This window comes from Coprococcus sp. LG101-27 (genome assembly GCF_027695515.1).
In the GTDB taxonomy this organism is placed as follows: Bacteria; Bacillota; Clostridia; order Lachnospirales; family Lachnospiraceae; genus Allocoprococcus; species Allocoprococcus comes.
On the sequence record NZ_JAQEUJ010000013.1, the window covers coordinates 56,847 to 79,775 of the forward strand.

19 protein-coding genes and 1 tRNA gene are annotated in these 22,929 nt (G+C 42.6%); 17 read left to right on the forward strand and 3 right to left on the reverse strand.

What is annotated here, in order from left to right:
* The first annotated feature begins 34 nt into the window (after window positions 1-34).
* Together PG766_RS10250 and PG766_RS10255 are read left to right on the forward strand one after the other, a co-directional pair.
* On the forward strand, window positions 35-1,237 hold the full coding sequence (locus PG766_RS10250; protein ID WP_111919587.1) for a site-specific integrase: 1,203 nt from the start codon (window positions 35-37) through the stop codon (window positions 1,235-1,237).
* A gap of 317 nt (window positions 1,238-1,554) precedes the next feature.
* Window positions 1,555-2,016 (forward strand): low molecular weight protein-tyrosine-phosphatase, encoded by a 462-nt coding sequence (locus PG766_RS10255; RefSeq protein WP_215634498.1) that lies wholly within the window; start codon window positions 1,555-1,557, stop codon window positions 2,014-2,016.
* A 233-nt stretch (window positions 2,017-2,249) separates the two neighbouring features.
* Here the strand turns inward: PG766_RS10255 and PG766_RS10260 are convergent, their stop codons facing one another.
* Window positions 2,250-3,107 (reverse strand): class I SAM-dependent methyltransferase, encoded by an 858-nt coding sequence (locus PG766_RS10260; protein ID WP_270590784.1) that lies wholly within the window; start codon window positions 3,105-3,107, stop codon window positions 2,250-2,252.
* A gap of 289 nt (window positions 3,108-3,396) precedes the next feature.
* Here PG766_RS10260 and yedF point away from each other — a divergent pair, with 289 nt between their 5' ends.
* The 14 genes from yedF to PG766_RS10330 all read left to right on the forward strand — a co-directional run bounded on the left by yedF (window position 3,397) and on the right by PG766_RS10330 (window position 20,336).
* Window positions 3,397-3,996 (forward strand): sulfurtransferase-like selenium metabolism protein YedF, encoded by a 600-nt coding sequence (yedF, locus tag PG766_RS10265; protein WP_117823709.1) that lies wholly within the window; start codon window positions 3,397-3,399, stop codon window positions 3,994-3,996.
* Between the two features lie 357 nt (window positions 3,997-4,353).
* Window positions 4,354-5,274, forward strand: a complete 921-nt coding sequence (locus PG766_RS10270) for a selenium metabolism-associated LysR family transcriptional regulator (RefSeq protein WP_117558476.1) — start codon at window positions 4,354-4,356, stop codon at window positions 5,272-5,274.
* Window positions 5,275-5,360: 86 nt separating this feature from the next.
* A complete protein-coding gene (gene selD / locus PG766_RS10275) occupies window positions 5,361-6,404 on the forward strand; it encodes a selenide, water dikinase SelD (protein ID WP_117558478.1) in 1,044 nt (347 codons plus the stop codon).
* Window positions 6,405-6,428: 24 nt separating this feature from the next.
* Window positions 6,429-7,823 (forward strand): L-seryl-tRNA(Sec) selenium transferase, encoded by a 1,395-nt coding sequence (gene selA / locus PG766_RS10280; RefSeq protein WP_118217324.1) that lies wholly within the window; start codon window positions 6,429-6,431, stop codon window positions 7,821-7,823.
* Window positions 7,820-9,736, forward strand: a complete 1,917-nt coding sequence (gene selB, locus PG766_RS10285; protein WP_118217323.1) for a selenocysteine-specific translation elongation factor — start codon at window positions 7,820-7,822, stop codon at window positions 9,734-9,736. Before selA ends, selB begins: the two co-directional genes overlap by 4 nt.
* Window positions 9,733-10,650, forward strand: a complete 918-nt coding sequence (locus tag PG766_RS10290) for a selenium metabolism-associated LysR family transcriptional regulator (RefSeq protein WP_117823712.1) — start codon at window positions 9,733-9,735, stop codon at window positions 10,648-10,650. Before selB ends, PG766_RS10290 begins: the two co-directional genes overlap by 4 nt.
* Window positions 10,651-10,663: 13 nt before the next feature.
* The gene (locus tag PG766_RS10295) at window positions 10,664-11,803 is read left to right on the forward strand and encodes an aminotransferase class V-fold PLP-dependent enzyme (protein ID WP_118217322.1); all 1,140 of its coding nucleotides are present in this window, start codon (window positions 10,664-10,666) and stop codon (window positions 11,801-11,803) included.
* 181 nt (window positions 11,804-11,984) lie between these two features.
* On the forward strand, window positions 11,985-13,082 hold the full coding sequence (gene yedE / locus PG766_RS10300; RefSeq protein WP_117834845.1) for a YedE family putative selenium transporter: 1,098 nt from the start codon (window positions 11,985-11,987) through the stop codon (window positions 13,080-13,082).
* 69 nt (window positions 13,083-13,151) lie between these two features.
* Window positions 13,152-13,355 (forward strand): sulfurtransferase TusA family protein, encoded by a 204-nt coding sequence (locus PG766_RS10305; RefSeq protein ID WP_022220208.1) that lies wholly within the window; start codon window positions 13,152-13,154, stop codon window positions 13,353-13,355.
* Window positions 13,355-13,591 carry a DUF3343 domain-containing protein gene (locus PG766_RS10310; protein WP_008372464.1) on the forward strand — a complete coding sequence of 79 codons (237 nt, stop codon included), beginning with the start codon at window positions 13,355-13,357 and terminating at the stop codon, window positions 13,589-13,591. Before PG766_RS10305 ends, PG766_RS10310 begins: the two co-directional genes overlap by 1 nt.
* A gap of 171 nt (window positions 13,592-13,762) precedes the next feature.
* Complete coding sequence (locus PG766_RS10315) at window positions 13,763-15,121, forward strand: Wadjet anti-phage system protein JetA family protein (protein WP_118217321.1); 1,359 nt, start codon at window positions 13,763-13,765, stop codon at window positions 15,119-15,121.
* Between the two features lie 27 nt (window positions 15,122-15,148).
* On the forward strand, window positions 15,149-15,775 hold the full coding sequence (locus PG766_RS10320) for a DUF4194 domain-containing protein (RefSeq protein WP_118217320.1): 627 nt from the start codon (window positions 15,149-15,151) through the stop codon (window positions 15,773-15,775).
* Window positions 15,759-19,127 (forward strand): ATP-binding protein, encoded by a 3,369-nt coding sequence (locus PG766_RS10325; protein ID WP_330418835.1) that lies wholly within the window; start codon window positions 15,759-15,761, stop codon window positions 19,125-19,127. Before PG766_RS10320 ends, PG766_RS10325 begins: the two co-directional genes overlap by 17 nt.
* Window positions 19,128-19,133: 6 nt before the next feature.
* Window positions 19,134-20,336, forward strand: coding sequence for a Wadjet anti-phage system protein JetD domain-containing protein (locus tag PG766_RS10330; protein WP_118217319.1), 1,203 nt, complete (start codon window positions 19,134-19,136; stop codon window positions 20,334-20,336).
* A 274-nt stretch (window positions 20,337-20,610) separates the two neighbouring features.
* Here the strand turns inward: PG766_RS10330 and PG766_RS10335 are convergent, their stop codons facing one another.
* Both PG766_RS10335 and PG766_RS10340 read right to left on the reverse strand, forming a co-directional pair.
* Complete coding sequence (locus tag PG766_RS10335; RefSeq protein WP_118217318.1) at window positions 20,611-21,198, reverse strand: TetR/AcrR family transcriptional regulator; 588 nt, start codon at window positions 21,196-21,198, stop codon at window positions 20,611-20,613.
* A gap of 136 nt (window positions 21,199-21,334) precedes the next feature.
* Window positions 21,335-22,366, reverse strand: a complete 1,032-nt coding sequence (locus tag PG766_RS10340) for a proline racemase family protein (RefSeq protein WP_117823717.1) — start codon at window positions 22,364-22,366, stop codon at window positions 21,335-21,337.
* A gap of 145 nt (window positions 22,367-22,511) precedes the next feature.
* Here PG766_RS10340 and PG766_RS10345 point away from each other — a divergent pair.
* Window positions 22,512-22,609 (forward strand) — tRNA-Sec (locus PG766_RS10345).
* The last annotated feature ends 320 nt before the right edge of the window (window positions 22,610-22,929 follow it).

Sequence of the window (22,929 nt, forward strand, 5' to 3'; positions counted from 1 at the left end):
TCAAGGCTCTTTTTGGATTATGAAAGGAGAATATATGTCCGAAAAGAGAAGAGATAATAAAGGAAGAATTCTGAAAACAGGAGAAAGCCAAAAGAAAAATGGGCAATACATTTACCAGTATACGAATTCATTTGGGGAGAGAAAGGTAATCTATAGCTGGAAATTGGTAACAACAGATAAAGTTCCAGCGGGAAAGAGAGAGGATGTTTCACTTAGAGAAAAAATAAAAGAAATTGAGCGAAAATTAGAACAAGAGCTCATTATTACAGGGCAGAATATGACGGTTCTACAGCTAGTACAAAAATATATAGGACAGAAAACAGGTGTTAAAGATAATACCAGAAATAACTATAATTTTGTAATAAATATCATAAAAAAGGAGCCTTTTGGACAACTGAAAATAAATGAGGTAAAAAAGTCAGATGCAAAAGCATGGTTAATCAAGCTTCAGCAGGTAGATGGCAGAGGATATAGTACGATACATTCAGTGCGTGGAGTTGTTCGACCTGCTTTTCAAATGGCAGTAGACGATGATATTTTATTAAAAAACCCTTTTGAATTTCAGTTGGCGACGGTAGTAGTTAATGATAGCGTTACCCGAGATGCCATAACAAGAAAGCAGCAAAAAAAATTCTTAGAATTCATCAAGAATGATAAACATTTTTCGCGTTATTATGAAGGGATATATATTTTATTCCATACAGGAATGAGAATCAGCGAATTTGTAGGATTGACGCTGTCAGATATCAACTTGAGAGACAGAACCATTACTATAGATCATCAGTTGCAAAGAAATAGCCAGATGGTATATAAGGTTATCAATACAAAGACTACAGCGGGTGAAAGAACGATACCTATGACTGACGATGTATATGAATGCTTTAAAAAAATAGTAGAAATGCGGAAAAAAGTAAAGGTAGAACCCGTTATAGATGGTAAACTTGGATTTTTATATTTAGACAAAAATAATAAACCGATGGTTGCATTACACTGGGAGAAATATTTTCAACATATCCGAGAAAAATACAATCGCATTTATAAGGAACAGATGCCTATTATTACACCGCATGTTTGCCGTCATACTTACTGCTCTAATATGGCTAAGAGTGGAATGAACCCAAAAACGTTACAGTATTTGATGGGACATTCTGATATATCCGTAACTCTGAATACATATACTCACTTAAAATTTGAGGATGCGAGAGCAGAAGTAAAAAGAATTACGAAGCTCAATTGATGTATTTTGAACAATTTACATCATTTGAATTTGCATCAGATTTTTTGAGGATTAATATTAAATGTATGGTATAATTATCAAGAAGCCCATAAATATGAGAAATTTGAGTAAATATGTATAGAAAAAAGTTCAAAAAGCGATGATGTAAAATGCAAAAATAGAAATTGATTTACATCACATTTTACATCATTTGGCGAAAAAAATATGTAGATTTACATAGGATTATAAAGACTTGTATAAGGACCAAACAAAAATATAAACTCTGTAAAGTCTTGAAAACATAGGGCTTTACAGGGTTATGAAGGGATTTGAAGAGTATGATAAAAGTACTATTTGTTTGCCACGGCAACATCTGCCGCTCCACCATGGCAGAATACGTTATGAAACATTTAGTTAAACAATCCGGCATAGAGTCCGATTTCTTCATCGATTCCGCCGGTACAAGCAATGAAGAACATGGAAACCCAGTTCACCGCGGCACACAAAAGAAGCTCCGCAAGGAAGGAATCCCGTGTGGCAATCACCGTGCACGCAAGATGTGTAGAGAAGAATATGCCGCATTCGACTACATCATCTGCATGGAGCGATACAATATACAGAACATTATGAGAATCATCGGAAATGACCCGGAGCACAAGGTACAGAGACTTCTGGACTACACAAATCGTCCGAGAGACATTGCAGATCCATGGTATACAGGAAATTTTGATGAGACATTTGATGATGTGATGGAAGGTTGCCAGGCGTTTCTTAGCTATCTGATGGAGCATCTGCAATAAATTTTCAGATGGGAAACCCAAAGGAGAATGGAAAATAAAAAAGAGAAGTAATCTGAGTTTAGAAAAGGATTTTCTTTAAAGCACAAGCTTTATAGCAGGAGAAATCCATTTCATACCGGATCACTTCTCTTTTATTTTAGATCTTTTATGATTGCACAAATTGAGATTCTGCTATTCGGAAAAACGTTGTATTATTGAGAAGCCACAAACGTATCAATCAAAAATCCGCAATCTTATCTCTCCCATCTTCCACTGGCTCCACAAGGAAGTACCAGACCATTTGAAGATACCGGAAGCCCAATCTCCTGTGAATCCACATGTCCACCGTATTTCTTAAGCTCAGTCGCAATCATATAAGTCAGTACTGCTGGGGCAAGTCCTGTCGTATAAGAATTGATCAGGAAGAACAGTGGATCATCGGATAAAATCTTCGTACAGAGTTTTACCAGTGGATGAATTGCGTCTTCAATCTTCCAGATCTCGCCCTTTGGTCCACGACCGTAGGAAGGTGGATCCATGATGATCGCATCGTAATGATTGCCACGGCGGATTTCGCGTTCTACGAATTTGATACAGTCATCAACCAGCCAGCGGATCGGTGCATCGCCGAGTCCAGAAGAAACAGCATTTTCTTTTGCCCATGTAACCATTCCCTTGGAAGCGTCTACATGAGTTACGTGTGCGCCGGCAGCAGCTGCTGCAAGTGTTGCGCCACCGGTATAGGCGAATAAGTTTAGTACTTTTACCGGGCGCCCGGCATTGCGGATCTTTTCAGAGAACCAGTCCCAGTTGGTTGCCTGTTCCGGGAAAAGTCCGGTATGTTTAAAATTAAACGGTTTTAAGTTAAATGTAAGATTCTTATAACTGATTTGCCACTGTTCCGGGAGATCGAAGAATTCCCATTCACCGCCGCCTTTTTTACTGCGGTGATAGTGTGCGTTCGGATGCATCCAGCGTTTGTCTGTGCGAGGTGTATCCCAGATCACCTGCGGATCTGGACGAACCAAGATGTACTGCCCCCAGCGTTCCAACTTTTCTCCGTCTGAGGAGTCAATTACTTCATAATCTTTCCAACCATCTGCTAACCACATATATTATTAAATCCTTTCTGAAGCGTTTTTCGATAGATTCTCAGTTTTCTATAGTTTTGCTCAATGCATATTTATAGACATACTGTCTTACTTTTCTATTTTATTATAGAAGAAAGGATACTGCAAGAAGCGAATGTAAAATATCGCAATAATATACAAAAAGCTATCGCGATAACAATTGGTTTTTGGTAAAAATAACGGGACTATCTGTTTACATAAGGGAAGAAGGGTGATAGAATGTATCTATAAGTGAAAAGATTCACGTAAAAGAAAGGTGGAAATGAATATTATGGTAACAGTTAATGCAATGGGAGATAACTGCCCGATTCCGGTAATCAAAACAAAAAAGGCAATGCAGGCTCTTACAGGACCGGAGACAATTGAAGTACTAGTAGATAATGAGATTGCTGTACAGAATGTTACAAAGCTGGCAAAAGAACAGGGCGGAGAAGTAAGCTCTGAAAAGCTTGGAGAAAAAGAATACAAAGTAACGATCAAGATGCAGGGAGCACCGGCAGCAGATGCAGAAGTTGTATGTACACCGGATCAGAAGGGAGACCTCATTGTAGTTGTATCTTCTGACCGTATGGGAACAGGTAATGATGAACTTGGTAAAGTCCTGATCAAGGGATTTATTTATGCAGTTACACAGCTTGATACACTTCCGAAGAAGATGCTTTTCTACAATGGAGGAGCTACTCTTACAACAGAAGGATCAGATTCTATTGAAGATCTGAAGTCTCTGGAGGCACAGGGCGTAGAGATTCTTACATGTGGTACATGTCTTGACTACTATCACTTAAAAGACAAGCTTGTTGTTGGTGGTGTAACCAATATGTACAGTATTGTTGAATCTATGGCTGAAGCAGGAAAGATCATCAGACCATAGTTTGAGAACTATATAACAAAGAAGTCCGTATAACGGACAGAGAATATTTAAGAAAAGTTGAGAAATTAAGTATGAATAAAGATATCAGAGAGACACAGTGTACAAGGACATCATGTTGAGGCGTCAAAGCAGGTCGAAGGACCCTTGTTCAGGTTCTGGACAAGTTGTTAAAAACTGAAGATGGTAACCTCCTGGACAGAAAGAATTTGTCTGTTCGGGCAGATGCACTTTGCTCTCTGGTATTTGATATCGGATAGTAGAAGATGGATGTGGCTGCGCGATTTGATCAAAGGAAATAAAGGAATCCAGAGAGGTTGTATTTATACGAATTTGATCGAATAGAGAGAGGGAATAATTATGAACTTAAAGCAGCTGGAAGCATTTATTAAAGTATCCGATTCAAAGAGCTTTTCAAAAGCAGCACAGGAACTATATCTGACACAGCCAACAGTAAGTGCACATATACAGACACTTGAAAAAGAACTGAAAGTGAGATTGTTTGTGCGTAATACCAAGACTGTCAAATTATCTGAGGATGGAAAGACACTTTATCAGTATGCACGTCAGATGATCGAACTGGAACAGGAAATCCAGTCAATGTTTTCAAAAGCAGCAGAGCAGAAAGAAAGATGTATTACGATCGCAACATCTACGATACCGGCGCAGTATATTTTGCCGGATATTCTGGTGAAATTCCGGGAGAGATTTCCGGAAGAACAGTTCAGAATCGTAGAAAGTGACAGCAGTACTGTCATTGAACAGGTAGCATCGCATCTGGTTGACATTGGATTTTCCGGTACAGTAATCGAAAAAGCAAATTGTAAATACATACCGTTTTACCAGGATGATCTGGTTGTTATTATGCCGAATACGAAAGAATATCAGAAAATCGTAAAAGAGCAGAAGGATTTAAAATGGCTGGAAGGAGAACCTCTGATCATGCGTGAGGAGGGATCCGGTACCAGAAAAGAAGCAGAAAAGCAATTAAAAAAGATGGGAATCTCTTTGGATGATTTGAACATTGTTGCGACAATTGAGAATCCGGAAGCGGTCAAGAGATCTGTCAAAAGCGGTCTTGGCATTACGATCATTTCAAGACTTGCGGCTGCAGATGAGATCCAGTCAGGAGAAGTTCTGGAATTCCCGTTTTCACAGGCTGGCAGCGGTCGGAACCTGAATCTTGTATACAATAAGAACTACAAACTTCCGGCGGCGGCTGAACATGTGAGAGAATTGATCATAGAAAAGTATGAATTGCAAAAGCAGTCTTTACAATAGAAAATACCAATGATAGAATGTGTCTATGTGCGCATTTTTTGCGGTAGGTAACATGTTAAATACAAAGTATAAGTTGGGGATAAACAATGAATAAAGAAAAAGTAAGACTGACACAGTATGCAAAAACTTCCGGGTGAGCCGCTAAAGTAGGTCCGGAGACCCTTGCCCAGGTTCTGGGTAAGTTACCAAAATTTGAAGATGAAAATTTGATCGTCGGAATCGAGACATCAGATGATGCTGCGATTTATAAGGTTACAGATGATATTGCGATGATTCAGACGGTAGATTTCTTTACACCGATCGTGGATGATCCGTATATGTTTGGACAGATTGCAGCAGCAAACTCACTCAGTGATGTTTACGCAATGGGAGGAGAGCCGAAGGTAGCACTTAATATCGTAGGATTTCCGAACTGTCTTGATCCACAGATCTTAGGAGATATTCTTGCCGGTGGAGCCGATAAGGTAAAAGAGGCGGGAGCTGTTCTGGTTGGTGGACACACAGTACAGGATGATGAGCCGAAGTACGGACTTTGTGTGTCCGGATTTGTACATCCGAAGAAGATATTTAAGAATTACGGATGTAAACCGGGGGATGTGCTGATCCTTACCAAACAGGTCGGAACAGGAATTGTTAATACGGCAATCAAAGGAGAGATGGCATCTGCAGCCGCAATCAGGGAAGCTGAGATTGTCATGTCTTCTTTAAATAAAAAAGCAAAAGAAGTTGTGGATCATTTTCCTGTAAATGCATGTACGGATATTACAGGATTTGGTCTTTTAGGTCACTGTGTTGAAATGGCAGAGGCAAGCAATGTGACATTTGAACTGAATGTTCACGATATTGCATATCTTGATGAAGCAATCAGCTATGCAAAGATGGGCCTTGTTCCGGCGGGGGCTTACAAGAACAAGGGATATTCTTATCAGAAAGTAGATTTCAGAAATGTAGAAGATCATTTTATCGATCTGTTATATGATCCGCAGACATCAGGTGGGCTGCTCATCAGCGTGGAAGCGCAGTATGCGGAAGCCGTGATGGAAGCATTCGAGAAGAAGAGGCTGGATACCAAGGTATCCCTGATCGGAACCGTAACAGAAAAGAGCGATAAACTGATTCGGCTGCACTAGGAATCCAAAGAGGTAGAGGAGAAAATGAATAAAAATTTATTATTTCGCAGTATTCCGAAAGTAGATATTCTGCTTGAAGAACAGGAGATACAGAATCTGATTGATGTATATGGACGTGAATTTGTGATGGATGTGATTCGTGAAGAGATGGATGCGCTCAGAACATTTATCGGAAAGTGCGAGGAAGAAGAGGAAGCAAAAGCGCAGATCGGGATGCTTACGCAGAATATAAAACGACATGCCGGAAAGCTGCATGAGCCGAATATGAAAATGGTGATCAACGGAACAGGAACAGTTCTCCACACCAATCTCGGCCGTGCACCGATCAGTAAGGAGCATGTTGAGAGACTGGCAGGAATTGTGAGTGGTTACTCCAATCTGGAATATAATCTGGAAGCAGGAGCACGTGGAGAGAGATACTCTCATTTTGAAAAACTGCTTTGCAAACTGACCGGGGCAGAGGCTGCGATGGCGGTTAACAACAATGCTGCGGCTGTTATGCTGATCTTAAGTTCAATGGCAAAAGGCGGGGAAGTTGTAGTATCCCGCGGAGAGCTGGTTGAGATCGGTGGCAAATTCCGGATTCCGGATGTAATGGAGCAGAGCGGAGCTTCGCTTGTGGAAGTCGGAACGACGAATAAGACACATTATTCTGATTATGAAGAAGCGATTACAGAGGAGACAAAAGCACTCCTTAAAGTTCATACAAGCAATTACCGTATTGTTGGATTTACAGAGACGGTTACGATCGATGAACTGATTCCGATTGCGCAGGAACACGATATCCCGATTATCGAAGATCTTGGAAGTGGCGTGCTGATCGACCTGAGTAAATACGGACTGACCTATGAACCGACGGTTCAGGATTCCATCCGCAAGGGAGCGGACGTTGTATGCTTCAGCGGAGACAAGCTGCTCGGTGGTCCGCAGGCTGGAATCATCATCGGTAAGAAGAAATATATTGACCAGATGAAGAAGAATCAGCTGACACGTGCACTGCGAATTGATAAATTTACAGCAGCAGCACTGGAACTGGTATTACAGGAATATTTATCAGAAGAAAAGGCAATCCAGAATCTTCCGGTACTGCGTATGATCACAGAGTCCAAAGCGGATGTGGAAAAGCGTGCAAGATCTCTGAAGCGGATTCTGCAGAATGCACAGCTTGCTGCAACGATCGGGATGGAACCGTGTGAATCACAGATCGGTGGAGGCTCTCTTCCACTTGAACGCATTCCGAGTATGGCAGTTACGATTAAGCCGGAGAATATCAGTGTACCGAAGCTGGAAGAAGAGATGCGGCATCTTTCTATGCCAATCATTCCGCGTACAGCCAACGACACGATTTATCTGGATGTGCGGACAATTGAATCCTGCTACTTTAAGAAGATAGCAGAGATGCTGGGAGAATTATTATGAAAAACATTATCGTAGGAACCGCAGGTCACATTGACCATGGGAAAACGACACTGATAAAAGCACTTACCGGACGTAACACGGACCGGTGGGAAGAAGAACAGAGAAGAGGGATCACCATTGACCTCGGGTTTACTTATTTTGATCTGAAAAATGGAGACCGTGTAGGGATCATTGATGTTCCGGGACATGAAAAATTTATCAACAACATGGTTGCGGGAGTTGTCGGAATGGATCTGGTACTTTTGGTTGTGGCAGCGGATGAAGGTATCATGCCGCAGACAAGAGAACACATGGACATTCTGGGACTCCTTGGGATCAAGAAGAGCATTCTGGTGATCAACAAGTGTGATCTGGTCGATGAAGAATGGCTGGAACTCGTTGAGGAAGAAATCCAGGAAGAACTGGAAGGTACTTTTTTGGAAGGTGCACCGGTTGTTAAAGTATCGGCTGCAACCGGGCAGGGGCTTGATGAACTGACGGATACGATCCAGCAACTGATGTCGGATGAGGTGGTTGCAAAGGATACACAGACTATTCCGAGACTTCCGATTGACCGGGCATTTACCCTGTCAGGCTTTGGGACAATTATCACAGGGACACTTATCTCCGGTACGATCACCAGGGAAGACGTTCTGGAAATGTATCCGATCGGAAAAGAGTGCAAGATTCGTAATATTCAGGTACATGGGCAGAATCAGGACAAATGCTATGCCGGACAGAGAGTGGCGATCAATCTGTCAAATGTGAAGAAAAAGGAGATTCGCAGAGGGTGTGTGCTTGCGCCGAAGAACAGTATGAAAAATACAGATCTTCTGGATGTGAAGCTGAAAGTTCTGGAAGACTCCATGCGTATCCTTACAAATCATGAGAGATTGCATTTATACACGGGTACGAGTGAGATCCTCTGCCGTGCTGTTCTGCTGGATAAGGAGCAGATCGGACCGGGAGAAGAGGGACTGGTACAGCTCAGACTGGAAGAAGAGATTGCGGTCAAACGAGGCGACCGTTTTGTAGTACGTTTCTATTCGCCGATGGAGACTATCGGAGGCGGGATCGTTCTGGAACCGAATCCGGTGCGTAAGAAACGTTTTGATGCACAGGCAATCGAAGAACTGAAGAAAAAAGAATCCGGTTCACTTGGCGATGTTATGGAGCTTCAGATCAAAGAACACGGCGACACGATGATCACACTTGCTGAGCTTGCAAAGGTGATGGCACATTCCGTAGATGAACTGAAGGAGTATCTTGAAGAACTGGAAGAATCGGGCACAATCTTTGTATTCCCAATGAAGAAGGACACATATTTGTGGCACAGAGACAGCGAATTTGCAGTACGTCAGAAGATAGAGGAGACATTGCAGAAATATCACAGTGAGCATCCATACCGATATGGAATGAAGAAAGCCGAAATTCACAACACATTCCTGAAAAAGATCAAACCAAACATATTTGATGCGTATATCGAAAGAATGACGGAAGAAAATGTCTATGGAAGAAGGGAAGAATATCTTTCACTTCCGGGATATGAAGTTCCGAAGGACGCGATGTATCTTCAGACAGAGAAGCTGATCGAAGATACATTTGAAAAAGCAGGATATGATTTTGTGAGATTTTCAGAGATTGATTTTGGAAAAATTCCGCGCCAGACAGCGGAAGATGTGGTTCTCATGATGATTGACGAAGGAAAAGTAATCCGTATCAATGAAGAGATGTTTACAATGAAACACCTGATGGATGAAGCGAAGGGAAAAATCCAGAATCATCTGAAGGAAGAAAATCTGATCACGATCGCACAGGTGAGAGATATGTTCTCAACAAGCAGAAAGAGTGCGAAACCGATTTTAGAATATATGGACAGCATTAAGGTGACAAAGAAGACAGGCGGAGAAAGTGAGAGGGTGGCATATTTATGAATTTAAAGCAGCTGGAGGCATTTGTTAAGGTAACTGAGTCGGGAAGTTTTTCAAAAGCGGCAAAGCTTTTGTTCCTGACGCAGCCAACGGTCAGTGCACATATCTCTTCTCTGGAGAAAGAACTGGACTCACGGCTTTTTGTCAGAAATACAAAGGAAGTAAAATTGTCGGAAGAAGGAAAGCAATTATATCAGTATGCGCGCCAGATGGTGGAACTCGAAAAAGAAATCGAGCAGGTATTTTCCAAGGATGCGCATTGTGAGGAAAAATGTATTACAATTGCGACCTCTACGATTCCGGCACAGTATGTTCTTCCGGCGATTCTGGCGAAATTCAGAGAGACTTATCCGGATGAGCAGTTCCGGATTTCAGAAAATGACAGCTGCGGTGTTGTTGAACAGGTAGCAGGGCATATGGTAGATATTGGATTCACAGGTACGGTACTTGAAAAAAAGTATTGCAGATATATGCCTTTTTATCAGGATGAACTGGTTGTTATCATGCCGAATACCGAGTTTTATCAGGAAATACAGAAGCGCTATAAGACAGCAACATGGATAAAGAATGAACCGGTTATTATGCGGGAAGAAGGATCGGGAACCCGCAAGGAAACAGAAAAAATATTGAGAAAAGCAGGAATTATGCCTGATACCCTCAATATAGTAGCATGCATTGAGAATCCGGAAGCGATAAAAAGGTCAGTAAAGAGTGGGCTTGGAATCACGATCATATCAAGACTTGCAGCAGAAGAGGAGATCCGGACCGGACAGGTTCTGGAATTCCCGTTACAGAAGGATGAAAGCAGTCGTTATCTGAACCTTGTATACAATAAAAACTATCAGCTGCCTGCAGCAGCAGAGCATCTGATCCGGATTGTAAAGGATTTCTATCCGGATGCACATATGGGGAAATGAAAAGAGGAGCAATATGATATATTTAGATAATGCAGCAACCACAATGCGCAAACCACAGGAAGTAATTGATGCGATTACCGCAGCAATGTGCTCAATGGGGAATGCAGGAAGAGGTGTCAATGAGGCATCTCTCGGAGCAGCAAGAACCGTATATGACACAAGAGAGAAGCTTGCAGGTTTTTTCGGAGCGGAAGATGCAAGACAGATCGTATTTACCATGAACTCAACGGAGAGTCTGAATATTGCGATCAAGGGGATCTTAAATCCGGGAGACCATGTGATCTCTACGGTTTTGGAACATAACTCTGTTCTCCGACCACTTTATGAGATGGAGAAAAAGGGAGTTGAAGTGACATTCCTTGGATGTGATGAAAAAGGGACTCTGAATTACGCAGATTTTGATAAAGCAATCAAAGAGAATACAAAAGCAATTGTCTGTACCCATGGTTCTAATCTGACGGGAAACAAAGTGGATGTGGAGCGGATCGGGGAGATTGCCCAGAAGCATGGTCTGTTGTTTGTGGTAGATGCATCACAGACTGCCGGTGTATTTCCGATCGATGTGCAGAAGATGCATATTGATATTCTGTGTTTTACCGGCCATAAGGGACTTCTGGGACCGCAGGGGACCGGTGGAATGTACGTGAGAAAAGGCGTTCATGTCCGGCCGCTTCTTTCAGGCGGTACCGGTGTGCAGACCTATAGTAAGACACAGCCGGAAGAGATGCCGACAGCACTGGAAGCAGGAACACTTAACGGACACGGAATTGCCGGACTGGATGCTGCGATCGGATATCTGGAAGAAACAGGAATTGATACGATCCGTGCAAAGGAACAGGCATTGATGAAACGGTTTTATGAAGGGGTAAAAGAAATCCAGGGAGTCAAAATTTATGGGGATTTCAGCAGCATGGACCGCTGTGCGGTAGTGAGCCTGAATATCAGAGATTATGATTCGGGAGAAGTCAGCGATGCACTTCTGACAGATTATGGGATTTCTACTCGTTCAGGAGGACACTGTGCACCACGGATGCATGAGGCGCTTGGAACCGTAGAGCAGGGGGCTGTCAGATTCAGTTTTTCCCACTATAACACAGAGGAAGAAGTGGATACTGCAATCCGGGCAGTCTGCGAGCTTGCAGAAGAAGAGTAAAATTTTATAAGATCAGAGATTGATAGAAGACCGGTATGGTATTGATAGTATCAATATATATATCGGTCTATTTTAATTATGAATTGGACAAAAAGTTGTGCAAAAGGTATAATTATAAGGTAACAAAAAAGCCTTTAATAGTCAAAATGACGAATGAGAGAAAGACGAAGGAGGAAGAAAAATGAATTTATCAGATTCAAAGAAGAAGCTTGCACTTGCGGGGGTTCTGTGTGGGCTTGTAGCTGCATGTCTGGCTTACTTTGGTAATCCGGCAAACATGGCATTCTGTATTGCCTGCTTTATCCGTGATACGGCAGGAGCACTGGGATTTCACCAGGCCGAAGTTGTACAGTATGCAAGACCGGAGATCATCGGTCTTGTAATCGGAGCATTTATTATTTCAGTGGCAACAAAAGAGTACCGTTCAACAGCAGGATCTTCACCGATGATCCGCTTTATCCTTGGTATGGTAATTATGATTGGTTCCCTGATTTTCCTTGGATGCCCGCTCCGTATGGTAATCCGTATGTCAGCAGGTGACCTGAATGCATGGGTAGCACTGATTGGATTTGTACTTGGAGTAGGAACAGGAGCATTTGCCCTGAAAAAAGGATTCAGCCTTGGACGTGCGCATGAGACGAATAAAGAAAGTGGAGCAGTGCTTCCGGTATTGATGCTTGGTATTCTGATTCTTGCAACTTGCTCAACACTTCTCAAAGCAAGTGAAGCAGGTCCTGGAAGTCTTCATGCACCAATTATCATGTCACTGATCGGCGGACTTATTTTCGGAGCACTTGCTCAGAAATCAAGAATGTGCTTCGCCGGCGGAATCCGTGATGCGATCTTAATGAAGAACTTTGATCTTCTTACAATTATTGCAGGTCTTTTTGTAGTAATGCTGATCTTCAACCTGGCAACAGGAAGATTCGTACTTGGATTTAACACACCTGGAATCATTGCACATTCCAACCATCTGTGGAATATCCTTGGCATGTATGCAGTAGGATTCGCGGCAGTTCTTGCCGGCGGATGCCCGCTTCGCCAGCTGATCCTTGCAGGACAGGGCTCTTCTGATTCAGCAGTTACTGTACTTGGCATGTTCTTTGCAGCAGCACTTTGCCATAACTTCGGACTTGCATCAAGCGGAACCGCAATGAATGCAGAGACTGGAAAGGTTGTTGCGGGAGCAGTTACTCCGAACGGAAAGGTTGCTTGTATCATCTGTATTATTGCATGCTTTATCATTGCATTTACGAACAAGAGAGAACAGGCAAAATAATCAGAAGTTACAAAATTTGGATAGATAATCCATAAGGAATATGATATGCTAGGAAGGCAGGTAAAAAATATGAAAGAAGTAGATGCAAGAGGACTTTCGTGTCCGGAACCGCTGATGCTTACCGCAGAGGCACTGAAGAATGCAAACGGACCGATCAAGGTTCTTGTGAGCGAACCTCACCAGAAGACGAACATTGAGAAGTTTGCGAAGGACAAAGGAAAGAAGGCAACTTCTACCGAGAAGGGCTCTGAATTTGAAATTGTGATTGAATAATGAGAAAAAAAGAGTTAAAGCTGGTCATCACATTCCACACAACAGCGGATGCGATGGCGATGGAAAAAGAATGTAAAAAAGTTGGTGCACAGGGACGTATGATTCCGGTGCCGAGAAGTATTTCAGCAGGATGCGGGCTTTCCTGGTGCGCACCACTGGAATGCAGGGAAGAACTGAAAAATGTCATGCAGGGAATTGGTCTTGAAGAAGAAGAGATCCACGAGTGTATGGTATAAGAAGAGGTAAAACGAGGAAACCGCAAGATGAGGAATCATTTTTGCGGTTTCCTTTTTCCGTTTACTGAGAATATTCGTGGAACAAGAAAAATAATTTTTTCCATTTAGAGACTAGAATATGGTATACTTATAGATAATGGAAAAATTTATGAATTTACAGAAAGGCAAGGCATGCAGTTACGTTTTGAAATTCCGGAGGGTTTCTGGAGTCTGTTCCGTTCTGTGAACAGAGAGACATACATTGAGGCTTTGATGGCGATCAATGAAGAATACCAATACAGCAATTATTTCCTGACCAGGGAAGTCTGTATTCAGGTGCTTCGGGATCTGTATATGAAGAAACAGATCGAACTTAAGCGGGAGGAAGATGAGACTGAGTTTGATATGTTGGAGACTCCGTCGGCAAGGATTCTGAACTGGCTGATCCGAAAAGGATGGCTGAAGAAAATTGAAGATTATAATACATTGGTGACGAATATCGTAATTCCGGATTATGCAGCAATATTTGTGGATGCCTTTGAGCGGCTTTCTACGGAGGACCTGGAGGAGACAGAGATCTATATCCAGAATGTCTATGCGACATTGTTCTCGTTTAAAAATGATCCGAGGGTGAATCTGAATATGCTCCGGACAGCACTTATCAATACCAGACGGCTCAACAAAGCACTGCAGGATATGCTGCATAACATGGATAAATTTTTTGCAAGGCTTCTGGAACAGCAGTTTTACGGGGATCTTCTGAAAGAGCATCTGGACGGATATGTGGAAGAGATTGTCCGGAAAAAATACCATATACTGAAGACTTCGGATAATTTTTATATCTATAAGACAGATATCAAAGAATGTCTGCGTCAGATGCGGGATGATGAGGAATGGATCGAGAAGATCCGTGGGCGCGCCCGTGCAACCGGAGATACGGGAGAAGATGTGCTGGAACTTCTGGATATGATCGAGAGAGGCTTTGATGATATCGAGCACCGCATTTCCAATATGGATAAGGAGCACAGCAAATATGTGCGTGCGACGGTGACAAGACTGAATTATCTTCTGAGCGGAGAGAGGGACACGAAGGGACTGGTTATTCAGCTCCTGAACCGGATGTCAGAGGATGACTATGAAGAGGTCATTCAAAAGACGGGGGAGAAGATGAATCTGTCTTTGGTCGAAATCCTGTCAGAAAAATCTCTTTATAAGCGAAGAAAAAACCGGAAGGATTTTGTAAGTCAGATGGCACCGGAAGAAGAAGTGGATGATCTGGACAGGGAAGATGTGCTCAGATTGAACCGGATCAAGCGCAGATTCAGCAAAAAGCAGATTGAAGAATTTATCGAAGAGCATATGGAGAAAGATATGCTGGATACGGAAAAGCTTTCCCTTACATCAGAGGATGATTTTGAAAAGCTGATTCTTGCATACGACCTCAGTACCCGTAAGAACAGCAAATACAAAGCGCTGGAAGAGGATGCGGAAACGATTGAAAAGAACGGATATCGTTATCCAGCACTGAAATTTGTAAGAAGGCATTTATAAAAAGTATACGGAAATTGGAGAGAATGGATGATAGAATATTTTGAGCAGCTTACACAGGAAGAACAGGAAGACCTGACGGATGTGATCCGGCTTCTCTATAGACAGACGTTCCTTCTGGAGAGGAAGTTCGACAAACGTGCGGGCAGACTGCAGTATCAGAGAGAGTACCGCATCTGTGAAAAGCACATTGATTTTCTGAAAATGTATTTTCAGATTGCCGGGATCACATTATGTGAGAACGTACATCTGGGACTGATCTATATTCAGGATGAGATGGTCTGGGGAGAAAAGCTTCCGCGTCTTGCAACGATTTACATCTTATTACTGAAGCTGATTTATGATGAACAGATGGCATCGGTTTCGTCAAGTAGTCAGATCGTGACGACGCTTGGGGCACTCAACGGAAAAGCAGGAGATTTTCGTGTGCTTCGAAGTATCCCTTCACCGACAGAGATGAAAAGGACCATTGTCATGCTGAAAAAATACCAGCTGATCGAGCCGCTGGATCTACTGGAAGAGTTAAATGAAAGTACAAGACTTCTGATCTATCCGTGTATCCATGCAGTATTGCAGGGAGATGCGGTGAGAAAAGTTCTGGAATCATTTGGAAGCAGCCGGGAAGAAGAGGAGGAGACTCTTGGAGACATTGGATAACAGGCAGCCGTTCTGGGCGATTTCAAAAATCTGCCTGAACAACTGGCATTATATAGACAGAAAAATACTGACTTTGAGTGAAGGGATCAATTTTTTCACCGGGCATTCCGGAAGTGGAAAATCAACGGTTATCGATGCAATTCAGATTGTGCTCTATGCTAACACGGACGGACGTGGATTTTTTAATAAAGCGGCAGCAGATGATTCCGACCGTACCTTGATCGAGTATTTGCGCGGAATGGTAAACATCAGTGAAAATAATGAGTCCCAGTATCTGCGAAATAAGAATTTTTCCAGTACGATCGTGATCGAGCTGGAACAGACGAGAACTCATGAGAAACAGTGCGTGGGCGTTGTATTTGACGTGGAGACAGCAACAAATGAGATCAACCGCCTGTTTTTCTGGCACAGAAGCGGTCTGCTTGCGAATGCTTACCGGGGAGAAAAGAGATGTCTTTCTACTGTGGAAATAAGAGAATATCTGCAGCGTACCTTTAGTGAAGAGGCATTCTACTGCGGACCGAGCAATGAGCGTTTCCGCCGTCAGCTTTATGATGTGTATCTGGGCGGATTGGATAAAGAAAAGTTCCCACGTCTTTTTAAGCGGGCAATCCCGTTTCGGATGAATATCAAGCTGGAAGAATTTGTAAAAGAATATATCTGTATGGAACAGGATATCCAGATTGAGGATCTGAAAGAAAGTATCATGCAGTATGGCAGAATGCGCAGCAAAATTGAATCAACGATGGAAGAGATTGAGGAACTGAAGAAGATCGATGGAATCTATCAGGATTTTGATGAGAAACGGGAAAAAAGCAGGGAATGTGACTACCGTCTTACCCGTCTGGAAATGCTCCGGCTGCAGGCGGACATCCAGGGACTCCATGATAAGATTAAAACCAGAGAAGAAGGTATCAAGGTACAGGAGCATACGAAAGCCGAGCTGATGCGCCAGAGTGGAGAACTGCAAAAGGAGCATGAGGAGCTGTTACTTCGTCTGAATAACAGTGGTTATAAAGCACTGGAAGCAGAACTTGCAGGACTTAACGAGACTCTGGAACATCTGGGAAAAAGCAGGGCGAGTCTCACAAAGACAGCACAGAGACTTGCAGCATGGAAGGAACAGGAGATTACGTCCAACCAGACAATCTGGGATATTGATAAGTTTGAAGCCGGTACGATTTCGGAGGGTGAACTTACAAGGCTGAAAGAAAATATCGCACAGATGCGTGCGGAGATCGAAGAAGAACGTCGGGATACGGACAGTACACTTCGTCAGATCAAGAAAGAAGAACGAGAAGCCAAAGAAGAGCTAAAAGAGCTGAAACAGGGAAGAAAAGCATATCCAAAAGAGCTGGAAGAAGCAAGGCTGGAATTACAGAACCGGTTGCAGGAGAATTGTGGAAAATTTGTTTCCGTGCAGATCCTTGCAGATCTTCTGGAAATCCGGGATGAAAGATGGCACAATGCAGTGGAAGGCTATATGGGAAATAATAAACTTCTGCTGATCGTAGAGCCGAAATACGCAAAAGCGGCAATGGATATTTATCAGGAGATGGATAAGAAAAAATTCTTCCGTGCTGCAATTTTGGATACGGAAAAGGTTATGGAAGAAGAGCACATTGTCCGGCAGGGCACTCTTGCAGAAGAAGTAAAAGCAAAAGAAAAATACGTGCAGTCTTACATCAATTTCTTTCTTGGGAATGTCATGAAATGTGAGAACATTGAGGAACTCAGGGAGTGCAGGATTGGTGTGACACCGGACTGTATGCTGTATCACAGCTATCGTCTGCAGCATATTAATCCGGAAAATTATACGAGACGTGCTTATATCGGAGAGATTAGTCTCCGTCAGAGGATCCGGCAGCTTCAGAAGCACTGTGATGAGCTTCAGGAGAAGAGGCTTCCACTTGCGGCACTTGTGGAAGAGGCAAAGAAACTTCTGGAACTGGAAGCAATGCCACTTCCGACAGAGGACTATATCAGCCAGATCCTGGATGCAAAGGCGATAAAGGGAAAAGAAACCCGTAAGAAAGATTTACTTGAAAAGCTACAGAAACTGCGTGCAGAATCAGTCGATACTCTGGAAGCACAGATGAAAGAAGTGCAGGAAAGACGGGATGCAAAGCAGAAAGAGATCACGAAGACAGAGAAAGAAATCTGGAAAAACGGGGAAGAAATCGAAAAATTCAGAAACAGTATTACAGAGTCGGAATTTGCACTTTCTGGAATCCAGAAAGAATTTCAGGAAAACGAAAGGTTTGAGAAGCAGTTTGAAGAGTATCTGGAAGCACAGAAAAGCAGAAACTATATTTATTTCAAAGAGGCAAGTGCAAGGCAGCTGCAGCAGCTTGGAAAGAAAAAAGAAGAGATCTATCAGGAGTTGGTGGCAGCCCGCAGTGCTTATACCAAAAAATATACGCAGCGTAATTTTTCAGTGGTAGAAGAAGATAATAAGGTTTATCAGGAGCTTCTGGAAAGCTTGTCGTGTGATAATCTGGAAACCTACCGGCAGGCAGCGAATGAACAGGCAAAGGCAGCGGTCGAGCACTTCAAGGATGACTTTGTTTTCAAGATCCGCAGTGCGATCCGCGAGGCCTACCAGAGAAGAGATGAGCTGAACCGGATCATCAGCCGGCTGGATTTCGGAAAAGATAAGTACCAGTTTGTGATCACGAAGAATAAGGGTGCAGACGGAAAGTACTATAAGATGTTTATGGATGATACCTTGCAGATCAATCCGGCACAGCTTTCAGGTTCTATTGAGAACCAGATGAATCTGTTCACGATGGAGCATGAAGAAAACTACGGTGATATGATGAATGAACTGATCGGCATATTTATCCCACCGGAAAATGCTACCCATGAGGAACTGGAAGAGGCAAAGAAAAATATGGACAAGTACGCGGATTACCGTACTTATCTTTCGTTTGATATGCAGCAGATCGTCCAGGGTGAGGAAGATATGAAAATCGGTCTTGGCAAGATGATCCGCAAGAATTCCGGAGGAGAAGGACAAAATCCTCTTTATGTTGCACTTCTTGCAAGCTTTGCACAGATTTACAGGATCAATCTTTCCCCGAAAATCCACAGGAATCCGACACTCAGACTGGTCGTTCTGGATGAGGCATTTTCAAAAATGGATGCCGAGAAGGTGGCAAGCTGTATTGCGCTGATCCGTGGGCTTGGTTTCCAGGCGATCATCAGTGCCACAAATGATAAGATCCAGAATTATCTGGAAAATGTTGATAAAACCTTTGTATATGCCAACCCGAATAAACGGCATATATCAATTCAGGAATTTGAAAAAACCGAGTTCGCACAGCTTGCGGATGAGGAAGAACAGGGGTGATAGAAAATGTATCTGGTAGACAGGATTATAGAAAGATGTGAGAACAGCAGCCGTGACTGGCGGGAAGGAGCGACTGGAGGGAGGACCCTTCGGATCACACAGGAGGATTATGATGCCTGTGGGAAAGAAGAGCTGATCGAAGAGGTGCAGCGCCTGGAAAGAGCAGGACTCCTGACTGTGAAAAAATGGGTTGTTCCGGACAGTGATGTAGAGCTTGTGGCATATCAGGTGGAGCATCTTCCGGATTTTTACCGTCTTGCAGACAGCGAAAGCGGAGAAGAATACTGGCCGAAGCAGGCGAAGGTAAATTATTATATACGTATGATTGACCAGGAGCTTTCGGAAGGCTTTCAGAAAGAATGGATCGAGAATTATCTGGAAAAGCTGAAAGAGCGGATCACAGAAGGTGATCTGCCGAAAAATATAGAGAAGCTGGAAAAATATCTGGACTGTTACCGGGGACTGGACTCTCTGGAAGAACCGATGATGAAGCGGATTTTCAGTAAACGCTATCTGAAGGACAGCAAGATCTTCGAGCGGGAGATGGAACGAAATGTGGTGACGGCTGCAAGGAGATATTGCCCGGAGATTACGGCAGATATGGATATCCAGACGGTTCTGGAGCAGCTGCTGATCGAAGAAAATTCCCAGGAACTGGCAGTTAAAGGACCGCTTAAACTGAAGATCTGGAAAGGATCAGAAGCAAAAAGAGTGGATCTTTCCGATTTTACATATGGAGTTGTGCTGAACAGCCAGACAGTCAAGCATGCAATGGTTGAGGTAGAGCAGCCGGCACTGAAAAAAATCGTGACGATCGAGAATAAGACGAATTACCTTGCGATGGAATATGATCCGGAGATCCTTTATATCTACAGTCATGGATATTTTTCACCACTTGAAAGAGAATTTCTGAAGAAGCTGCAGAGAGTGATCGAAGGGAAAGACGTGGAAGTATTCCACAGCGGAGATATGGATTACGGTGGAATCCGGATTTTTGAATATATCCAGAAGCATATTTTCCCGGGAATAAAGCCATTGCAAATGGATGTGGAGACCTACGAGAAATACGAAGAATATGCGAAAACGATCTCAAAAGAGACGATGGAAAAGCTGGAAAAGGTAAATGTTCCACTTTTGGAGAAGTTAAAAGAAAAACTTCTTGAGACCGGAAAGGGAATTGAACAGGAAAGCTTCCTGATTGAAGAATAGAGTGCAGTGCTTAAGAAAAAAGTGCGGCAGTGAAAAGAGAAAGACCAGAATGCCCCTGGTAGTGGGGCGAGTTCTGGTCTTTTTGTGTATACGATGAGCCAAGTGCAGATTTGTGCTTGCACAAGGATCTGCATTTGGCGAATGTACATCATCGAGCTGTTAAGCTAGATGATGTACAAAGTATAAGAATCGAGTAGGAGTCAGCCTACTCGATTGTAGTGCGATGATCCATGTGCAGAAGGGTGTCTATACTGTCAATGAAAAAATGACAGAATTAAAATCCTTCTATAAACTGGTCAAGTACATGTGGAAGAAGCTTGTCGCTGTATGCGGTGAGAGAATATTTGCCTTTGCATAATGCCCAGTCATAAAGAACAGCACGTTCGTACATTGCATAAATCTTCAGAAGTTCATCGGCAGTACTGGTGCCGTTGAATTCTCCATTTTTCAGTGCAGTGCTGATTGTCTCAGTGAGCCACACGAAATAGTAACGATCGTTTTCAAGAAGGGAGCGCTTATCTTTGGTGATCAGCTGGGACGAGTAGAGGGAGGCTAAAAGCCCGACATCGACACTGGTCTCAATCATATGAAATAGTTCATGGTTAAAAAATAACAGCTTGTCATAAGCGGAAAGATCCGGATCTACGATTCCTGCAAGCTCTTCATACTTTTCGTCAAACAGATAAGAAAGTGTGTTGAGAAGAGCTTCTTTTCCCTTAAAATAGTGGTAAAAGGTTCCTTTTGAGGTCTTAGAAGCCGAGATGATCTCATCAACAGTGGTCTGTTCATAACCATGCTTGTAGAATAGATTCCACGCGGCTTTTATGATACGGCTTTTGGTGGAACTTCTTTTCTTTGGCATGAAAATTCCCCTCCTTTGAAAATAGTAATCTTTTTTTATTATAGCAGAATGGACATGAAATAACAAGAAAGTAATTTGTTTACAAAAAAAGAAGACAAAGCCATATACATAGCTCTGTCTCCTGAAAGATTTTGACTTAACGGCCTACTTTGAAGCCATATTTTAACGGATCATCTGGATCGATCACATAAGTAGATTCCCCTGTCAGATAAGCACTTCCGGTAATCTGCGGAATAACGGCATCATAGTCGGCAACCTTTGTAGTGTCTAAGATTACGCCTTTGAACTGAGAGCCGATAAAGCTTTCATATACGAAAGGCTGTCCAACTTTGATCTCACCTTTTTTGTAAAGGGTGGCGAGCTTTGCGCTGGTTCCGGTTCCGCAAGGAGAACGGTCAGCCATATGATCTCCGAAGATAACGACATTACGTTTGTCGCATCCAGGAGTATCGGTAGAGCAGTAAAGCTCTGCGAGGTCGACAGTTGTGATATCAAGTTCCGGATGCCGGATCTCTACTTCGGCATTGACCTTTTCGATCAGCTTCATACCGAAATCGGTAAGCTGTGGGATTGACTGTGGATCTACGTGCCATCCGAACTGTTCGATATCAACAAGTGCGAAGAAGCTTCCGCCGAAAGAAATATCATAGTGAACTTCTCTGCCATCAACTTCTGTTGTGAGGTTTTCTTTGTAAAGGAAAGCCGGTACATTAGTAAGTGTTACATTAAGTACCTTTCCATTTTTGACTTCTGCTTTGGTACGGATAATTCCTGCAGGAGCATCCAGAACAACTTCTGTATAAGGTTCTACGGCAGGAACAAGTCCTGTTTCGATGATTGCTGTAACCGAACCGATTGTTCCATGACCACACATATTCAGATATTCTCCAGTGTCCATGAAGATCACACCAAAATCAGCTTCCGGGTGGATCGGATCTGTCAGAAGAGCACCAAACATATCATGATGTCCACGTGGCTCAAACATAAGAGCCTGACGGTATTTGTCGTAATGCTTTGCAAGAAAGTTCTTACGTTCGATCATGGTATCCCCTTCAAGCTTCGGGAAACCTGATGTAATGATTCTTGTAAATTCCCCAACTGTATGTGTGTCAATCGCATGGAAAGATGCCTCAAATGCGTCAAGATTCAGTTTTGGATTGATTTCCATTTTTAATATTCCTCCTTAGTTGAAAGACCAGACCAGAGTCTAGTATGCAGTTCAGTTTTCTTTAAAAATATTATGTACGAAAATACTTGAAAAGTCAATGGTAATTTGCTATAATGAATAAGCTTGATTGGAATAATCAATATATGGGGGTAGATGGATAACTGGTGTGTCTCCTGGTCTTCAAAACCAGTGTGGGGCGTTAGGAGCGTCCTGGGTGGGTTCGATTCCCACATGCCCTCGCCAAAAAGAGAGGTTTTTGGGCGAAAAGCCTTAAAAAGATAAAGAGAAAAGCTGCTGTATTGTTTTAGGGGAAACAGTACGGTGGCTTTTCTTTTTTGACGTAAATCCTCTTGACCAGAATACTTATAGATAATGCGGATAAGTAAAATGAGAAAAAATAGACAATCTGTAAAAATCAGACAGAACCGATGAAAAAAATAAATAGATTATATATAAAAAAGATATTGAATTTTCAAGTAAAATCATATAGACTATAGTACAGATCAATCACTAGACTAGATTCTAGTATTGAGTCCAACATGAAAAGTGAAAATCTATAAATG